This window comes from Campylobacter sp. RM16189 (assembly GCF_012978815.1).
GTDB lineage: Bacteria > Campylobacterota > Campylobacteria > Campylobacterales > Campylobacteraceae > Campylobacter_A.
Genome location: NZ_LIWR01000007.1, coordinates 99868 through 106918, shown reverse-complemented (window position 1 = coordinate 106918; position 7051 = coordinate 99868). Strand labels below are relative to the sequence as shown.

Sequence of the window (7051 nt, the reverse complement as noted above, 5' to 3'; positions counted from 1 at the left end):
TCAGTTTTAAATAGCTCTATACTCATCAAAATCACGCTTAAAGGAGTGTTTATCTCGTGAGTCGTATCGCGGATAAATCCGTCTAAAAACTCTATCTTTGCGTATAGCGGACGCAGAGATAGCCTGATGATAAGATAAGCTATTAGCAAGATCACAGCCAATACTCCAAGCGAAACGAGCAAAATTTGAGCCTTGAGTGCCAAGAGTTTAACCTTAACATCAGCGCGCTTAATGGCTACGAGATACTCGTTTTGACCCTTTTTATCATGGACTCTAAACTGTACGACATTTTCTTCGCCGTCCATGTAGTTACGCCCCATTCCCTGCTTTGGCTTAAAGTCATCTTGTATCACTTCGCCCGTTTTTAAATTTACGACATAAGCTTTCATATCGTCAAAGTCGTCGTCGTCAAGCTCGCCGTTGTTGTGAAGTTTTATCTGAAGTTCGCGCTTAAAATCCCTAAAATCAAATGCGTCCTTGTCCATTATGAAGTGTTTTTCTCTATCATAAAAAACTTTGCCGAAAAATACTAAAAACGCAACGCTGGTTAGAAAATAGAGCAAAAATATTGGCAAAACGTGGCGTTTTTTAAACATACTTGTATCCCAGCTTTGAGGCACTTACGATACGCTCCTTGCCAAGAATTTTGCGCAGTTCGGTTATATAAACGCGCAAACTAAGCTCGCTTGGACTCTCGTCATAGTCCCAAATTTGCTCATAAATTTCATCTCTGCTTATGAACCTATCTCGGTTTTTAAGCAGCAGAGTTAAAAGTTTGGCTTGTTTTTTAGGCATGGTTACTATCTCTTCGCCCTTATATAACACTCCTTGCTTCATATCAAAGCTGAAATTTTCATCAAGCATTTCAAATTCTCTTACGTTATGCACAAATGTTCTTTTAAGGATATTATTTACGCGCAAAAGCAGCTCTTTAAGCTCGAAAGGCTTTTTGATATAGTCATCACATCCGCTCAAAAAGCCCTTTTGAAGATCGTTTATGGTGTTTAAAGATGTAGTAAATATGCAAGGAGTAAGCCTTCTAGCCTCTCTTAGCTCTTTTAGTAGCTCAAAGCCGTTGCCGCCGATGATTTTAACGTCAAATATCCATAGGTCAAAGCTATTTTCATAGGCTAGATCCAAAGCCTCATTGTAGCTTTTGACACCCTCTACTTCAAAATTTTCGCTTCGAAGATACGAACACATCATATCAAGCAGCATCGCCTCATCTTCAACTACTAAAATTTTAGCCACCATTACTCCTTAAGCCAAATTTACGGATATTACTATTTTTGGTTTTAATAAAGCATAAATTTTAGCTTTAAGCTCTTGAGCCAAAGGACGCAATAGCCATAAATTTACTGCCACATACAGCCAAAGCCTGCACCATATCCCTGTGCGCCGTTTTTATTTATACCCATTCCTTGTGCTTGATTCATACCGCAATTAAAATTTTGATTGCAGTTTTGATAAGCTTTCGTCTTGTGTCCTTTGCCTGATTTATGATGCCAGCCGTGACCGCTACCTTGACTTCCGCCATAGGCGTAAAATCCCATTTCACGAGCCTCTTTTACGCTTAAAGCGTCTATTTTATCGCTCATCATTGCTCTATACTCTTGCATAAATTTTACTCTCTCATCAGGACTCATCGCAGACATCTTCTTTCTCATCTGCTCTCTAAAGTCGCCTCTTATATCCGCTATCTGCGAATCAAGCTTGCCTGCGCGCTTATGAATTTCAAACGAAATTTCACTTAGCGTCTTTGCGTCCGCACCCGCTATCATGCTGTTTAACTGCTCGTTTGAGCTATCGATAATCGAGCCTGCAAACAAACTTCCCGCGACTAATATTACGATCAAACCTAACTTTTTCATCTTCTCTCCTTGTGTTGAAATGTAAGTGAAGTATAAAGAAAAGTTGTGAAGAAAAAGTTAAGCAAAATTTATAAAATCGCCTTTAGTGTGAATTTAAATTTATCTTTTTAGTTAAATTTGGTATGTAAATTTAAGATTATAAGAAAGTCAAATTTGACCGAGTAGTTTCGGTCAAATTCTGTGTTGTTTAGATTAAATTTCTATAGGCTTAAGTGCCAGTTCGTTTGCCTCTTTAACGCTTAAATTTAAGACTTTTTCATTGTAGCTGGCGATAAATTTTTCTTTAAATTTCGCTTGCTCGTCTTGGCTTATAGAGGCTATTTTCTTATCAAACTCGGACTTAAAGTCTTGCTTTGAAGCCTCGGCTTCAACTCTTAGCTTAGCCGCTCTTTTATCTATCTCAAATGAAATTTCGCCTAAAGTCTTAGCATCGGCGTTTTTTATCATTTTGGCAAATCCGCACGACTGAGCCTTGTCAAATTTCGCCAATAAATAGGCTTTAAAAGCAACTAATATACTCATGATTTTTAATCTTTTCATATTTTCTCCTTAAAAGTTATGAAAAGATTTTAAAAAGAAGTTGTGAAGAAAAAGTTAAGTCGTCAAACTAAAAAAGAGCGTTTATCTTTTTGATGAAATTTATCGGATTTACCTGCACGCCGTTTACTATGACGCCAAAGTGAAGGTGTGGTCCTGAAACCCTACCGCTAGCTCCGCTTAGTCCGATTATCTCGCCCTTTTTTATCTTTGCGCCAAGCTTTACGTCAATCTTACTTAAATGATAATACTGCGTATAAATTCTCTCTCCGTGATCTATCACAACCGAGCCTCCAGCGTAGTATCTATCTTTTGCGATTACGACTATACCGTCATTGCTAGACACTACAGGAGTGCCGATAGCCGCACGAAAATCGGTTCCTGAGTGATAGCTCTTAACCAGATCGTTAAAAACTCTAGCGGTTCCAAAAGGGCTTGTTATAACCGAACTCATAGGAAGCATAAAAGCTGTATTAAATTTTAATCCGGGAGTGCTGGTTGAATAAATTTTATTAGCCTCATCCCTCTCCTCCTCAATTCTTTTTAATATTTCTTTAGGAGGTATAACCTTTGAGCTCTCGACACTTATCTTTTCTTTCTTGTATTGACCATTAATGACTTTAAAAACAATCTCATCTGTATCTCTATTAAAATCGTTTCTTAAGACTATTTCACCTTTTTTATAATACCCTGCAGTGACTATAGTAAATTTTACATTTTTATTAGCAGGATTAACAAGCCACTCTCTTTGCTTACCGTCTATTGTTAGCTTGCCTGCAAAATTTGATTCAATCTGGGCTATCTGTATATCTCCGTTTATTATATCTTGAGCCATAATATTAAGTGAGATAAAAATTATTAAAAATATACTTTTCATATAAATCCTTTATATAAAATTAAAAAAACGGTTTTAAAATTTAGTAAAAAGTAATATAATAGCAATTAAAGTTTATCAAAAAGGAAATACTGATGAATAAAATATTTAAGCTTATGCTTTGCATTTTGACACTATCTACATTTGCGCTTGCAGATTTTACACAGAGTCAGAAAGTCAAAACCTCACTAAATATACTTAACGACTTTGGAGTAAGTAAAAATAAGAAATTCAAAGGCATTACCGGTATAGCAATAATACCAAGCATGGTCAAAAGCGGATTTATAATATCTGGGCATGACGGAAAGGGAATTTTTGTAGCTAGAAACGATGATAACGAGTGGAGCGCGCCTATCTTTGTAGACTATAAAGGTGTTGGTTTTGGAGCGCAGGCTGGTTATAAATCAGTTGATCTTATTTTACTTTTTAAATCAAGCAGATCATGGGCTGGCTTAGTTGATGGTAAAGGTTCTATAGATATTACCGCTGATGCCGTTATATTAGGAGCCGGAGAGAAGTCCGGAGTCTCAACAGATCTTCCTGAAATTTCCGCATGGGTACTAGAAAGAGGAAAGGCAAAAGGAGTGTTTTTAGGAGTTAGCATAAACACTTCTATGATGGTAGTAAACAATCAAGATACAAATGACTACTACGAAAGAATTTACGATATCGCAGATATCTATCACAACTCTCCAAAAGATAGCAGATATACTCAAAAACTAAAAGAAGTATTAAATAAGTATTTTGAATAGTTAAATTTATGGTTTAGCTTAGGGCTAAACCATATAAAGTGAAACAAATCTTTTTTTATTTATTGGAGAGAATTGAGTCATATACTCAAAAGCCTCTTCATAATCTCCATCGGTATACTTTGCAACCTCTTCGATTAGCTCAAAAAGCTCCTCATCATCCATAGACTCAAAGCTACCTCTGTTCTCTAGAACTTCAAGCAAAACGGCGTCTAATTCAAGCTCGTCGTATGTCATTATCCTACCTTTGAAAGTTTTTTTGCGGAATTATGCCAAAAAAACCTTTATATTTGCTTATCAAATTTTCTTAAAATTTATAAAAATTTTATATAAAAATTGCAAATTTATTCGCAAATCAGCTTATTTTATTATAATCATGATAGCAATTATGAATTTAGAATAAAGAGTGGCGATTATATGCAAAATTTTGAAAATTTTTACTCAAAATTTTCTACCTTTTTAAAAGATTTTAACTATAAAAATTCAAGCCAAAAGGAAGGGGTTTTAAAAATCTTGTATATTAACGATGATCACCTTAGTGCTGCCGAGATACAAGAGAGGTTTCATCGGGAATTTAAAGAAAATATTAGCTTAACGGCAATATATCAGTTTTTAAATTTCTTGGAGGAAATTGGACTGGCGATATCTTTTGAAGAGAGTGGAATCAAAAAATTTGAACTAAATCTAAATTCGCATCACGACCACCTAATATGCACTAAATGCTGTAAAATCGTAAGCTTTTACGATGAAACCATAGAAAATAGACAAGACATAATCTGCGAAAATAAAAAATTTAAAATAGAAGGCCATACGATGATATTATATGGAATTTGTAAAGAGTGTCAAAAATGACACAAATAGTTGTAAAAGCTCATATAAGTGGGCGAATTAGGCTCAAATCTCCAGAATTTAATCCAAAAAATTTTGAAAAAATTAATAAAATTTTAGAAAAAAAAGTAAAAAACATAAGACTAAACCAATACTGCAACTCTCTAATAATACATTTTGATCAAAATATTATAAATTTAGATGAGATATTAACAAAACTGGAGAAAACTTTTGCAGTTGCTGGACAAAAAGAGAGTCAAAAAATCTCAAAAAAGATAGAAAAATCAAAGTCTTTAACAATTTCGACTCCGGCATGCAATGCCTGCTCGCACTGCTCTACAAATTTAGTGTCAGAATCTAGCTGGAGAAAAAAGCTACTAAATTTCGGCGCTCTTAGTTTAATAGCCGTAGGTGTTTTCGTAAAAGAGCATATTATGGCTACACCTCTTGGACTGCTTGCCAAGCTTGCCATAGGAGCTATTAGCATATACTCCGCAATTCCTCTCATAAAAGAGGGGCTAGAAGAGCTAAAAGAGAAAAAAATGAGTCTGCAAGGCTTCATTGCATTTGCACTTCTTATAGCGATCTTAGGTGGAGAGGTAACGGCTGCATTTGAGATAATTTATATTCTTAGAGGAAGTATGCTGTTTGAAGAGTATACGGCAAACAAATCACGTGCGGAAATTCATAAGCTAATCAGCCTGGATGTCAAAAAAGCCTATGTCTTACAAGGTGATTTAGAAGTCGAAGTCTCTTTAGAAGATCTCAAAGATGGCGATATAATAGTATGCAGAAGTGGAGAAAAAATAGTAGCCGACGGAGTTATAATAAATGGAAGTGCGGAGATAAACGAAGCTATAATCAACGGACGAAGCGAGAGTGTATATAAAAAGAAAAACGATAGCGTGTTTGCAAATACTTTAGTTGAAAAAGGCAGAATTTACATAAAAGTAAGCGCAACAGGAAATGAAACGTATATAGCCAGAATCATAAGCGAAGTTGAAAAAAATCTCTTAAATAAAAGCCAAAGCGAGCTAAGCGCTGATAGACTAGCTCAAAAAGTGCTAAAAATCGGCTCGGCTTTAAGTGTCGGGACATTTTTTGTGACTGGTTCATTTTTAAGAGCTTTTAGTGTCATGATAGTAATGAGCTGCCCTTGCTCTACGGTGCTTGCTGCAAGCTCCGCTGTAAGTGCGGCCATAGCAAGAGCCGCAAAAGACGGAATATTGATAAAAGGTGGAGAGTACTTAGAAAATGTCAGTCAAAGCGAAATATTTTGCTTTGATAAGACAGGAACACTTACTACAGGCAAACCAAAGATAGTAGGCTTTAAACTAATAAGCAAGATAACAAAAAAAGAGTTTTTTAAAATAGCTTCAAGCATAGAGCATCACAACACGCATCCTCTTGCCGTCTCTATTAACGAATATGCCAAGGGCTTAAACATCTCTGCAAATATCCATTTTAAAAGCGAAATTTTGCCCGGTCTTGGAGTCAAAGCTAAATTTGAAGATAGCGAGTTCTTACTAGGCAATCTAAATCTAATGAGAAAATATAAGGTAAAAATACAAAATTTTAAAATTCCTAAATTTACAAGCGAAAATACAATCGTATACCTTGCCAGGGATAGTGAAATTTTGGGAGCTATAATCTATGAGCATGAGATTAGAACAGGAAGCATAGAAGCCGTGAAGGCGCTAAAAGAGCGAGGTAAAAAAGTTGTACTATTAACTGGAGATGATGAAAAAGTAGCCAAAGAGTTTGCAAATAAATTTGATTTTGACGATATATACTTCTCTTTGATGCCTGACGATAAGGCAAAAATCATTGAAAAGCTTAAAAACTGCGGCAAAGTCGTAATGATAGGAGACGGAGTAAATGATACCTTGGCTATGAGTAAGGCCGATATAGGAATATCTTTTGCTAGCGGGGGAAGCGAGGCTGCTATAGAGATTTCAAACATAGCCATCACAAACTCTCGCCCTATTGACATAGTCAAACTTCACGATTTAAGCGCTTTTGCACTTCGTGTAGTAAAACAAAACTACAATATCGGCACAAGCACAAATATGCTAGGAGCGGCACTTGGCGCTCTTGGCGTGCTAAGTCCAGCCGGAGCGGGTCTAGTGCATATCGCTCATACCGCAGGAATCATTGCGAATTCAAGCAGAATTAGCATTAAAAAATGATAA

General features: G+C 35.9%; 8 protein-coding genes and 1 pseudogene. 3 read left to right on the top strand and 6 right to left on the bottom strand.

The genetic code is table 11. The features are described from left to right. The 5 genes and pseudogenes from CDOM16189_RS06765 to pgp3 form a co-directional block, all read right to left on the bottom strand. A pseudogene (locus CDOM16189_RS06765) lies at window positions 1-620 on the bottom strand (sensor histidine kinase); the annotation flags it as partial. Further along, complete coding sequence (locus CDOM16189_RS06760; RefSeq protein WP_169975032.1) at window positions 589-1251, bottom strand: response regulator; 663 nt, start codon at window positions 1249-1251, stop codon at window positions 589-591. The gene CDOM16189_RS06760 and the pseudogene CDOM16189_RS06765, both read right to left, overlap by 32 nt. 104 nt (window positions 1252-1355) lie before the next feature. Then, window positions 1356-1871 carry a DUF1104 domain-containing protein gene (locus CDOM16189_RS06755; protein WP_169975030.1) on the bottom strand — a complete coding sequence of 172 codons (516 nt, stop codon included), beginning with the start codon at window positions 1869-1871 and terminating at the stop codon, window positions 1356-1358. Between the two features lie 192 nt (window positions 1872-2063). Further along, window positions 2064-2411, bottom strand: a complete 348-nt coding sequence (locus tag CDOM16189_RS06750; protein ID WP_169975028.1) for a DUF1104 domain-containing protein — start codon at window positions 2409-2411, stop codon at window positions 2064-2066. A gap of 67 nt (window positions 2412-2478) precedes the next feature. Continuing rightward, window positions 2479-3285, bottom strand: coding sequence for a peptidoglycan metallopeptidase Pgp3 (gene pgp3 / locus CDOM16189_RS06745; RefSeq protein WP_169975026.1), 807 nt, complete (start codon window positions 3283-3285; stop codon window positions 2479-2481). Between the two features lie 92 nt (window positions 3286-3377). On the opposite strand from pgp3, the gene CDOM16189_RS06740 reads away from it, so the two are divergent. Beyond that, complete coding sequence (locus CDOM16189_RS06740; RefSeq protein ID WP_169975024.1) at window positions 3378-4034, top strand: lipid-binding SYLF domain-containing protein; 657 nt, start codon at window positions 3378-3380, stop codon at window positions 4032-4034. A gap of 24 nt (window positions 4035-4058) precedes the next feature. On the opposite strand, the gene CDOM16189_RS06735 is transcribed toward CDOM16189_RS06740, so the two are convergent. Then, a complete protein-coding gene (locus CDOM16189_RS06735) occupies window positions 4059-4268 on the bottom strand; it encodes a hypothetical protein (RefSeq protein ID WP_169943090.1) in 210 nt (69 codons plus the stop codon). A gap of 180 nt (window positions 4269-4448) precedes the next feature. Here CDOM16189_RS06735 and CDOM16189_RS06730 point away from each other — a divergent pair, with 180 nt between their 5' ends. Then, window positions 4449-4883, top strand: a complete 435-nt coding sequence (locus CDOM16189_RS06730) for a Fur family transcriptional regulator (protein ID WP_169975022.1) — start codon at window positions 4449-4451, stop codon at window positions 4881-4883. Continuing rightward, window positions 4880-7048, top strand: coding sequence for a heavy metal translocating P-type ATPase (locus tag CDOM16189_RS06725; RefSeq protein ID WP_169975020.1), 2169 nt, complete (start codon window positions 4880-4882; stop codon window positions 7046-7048). Before CDOM16189_RS06730 ends, CDOM16189_RS06725 begins: the two co-directional genes overlap by 4 nt. Window positions 7049-7051 lie beyond the last annotated feature (3 nt).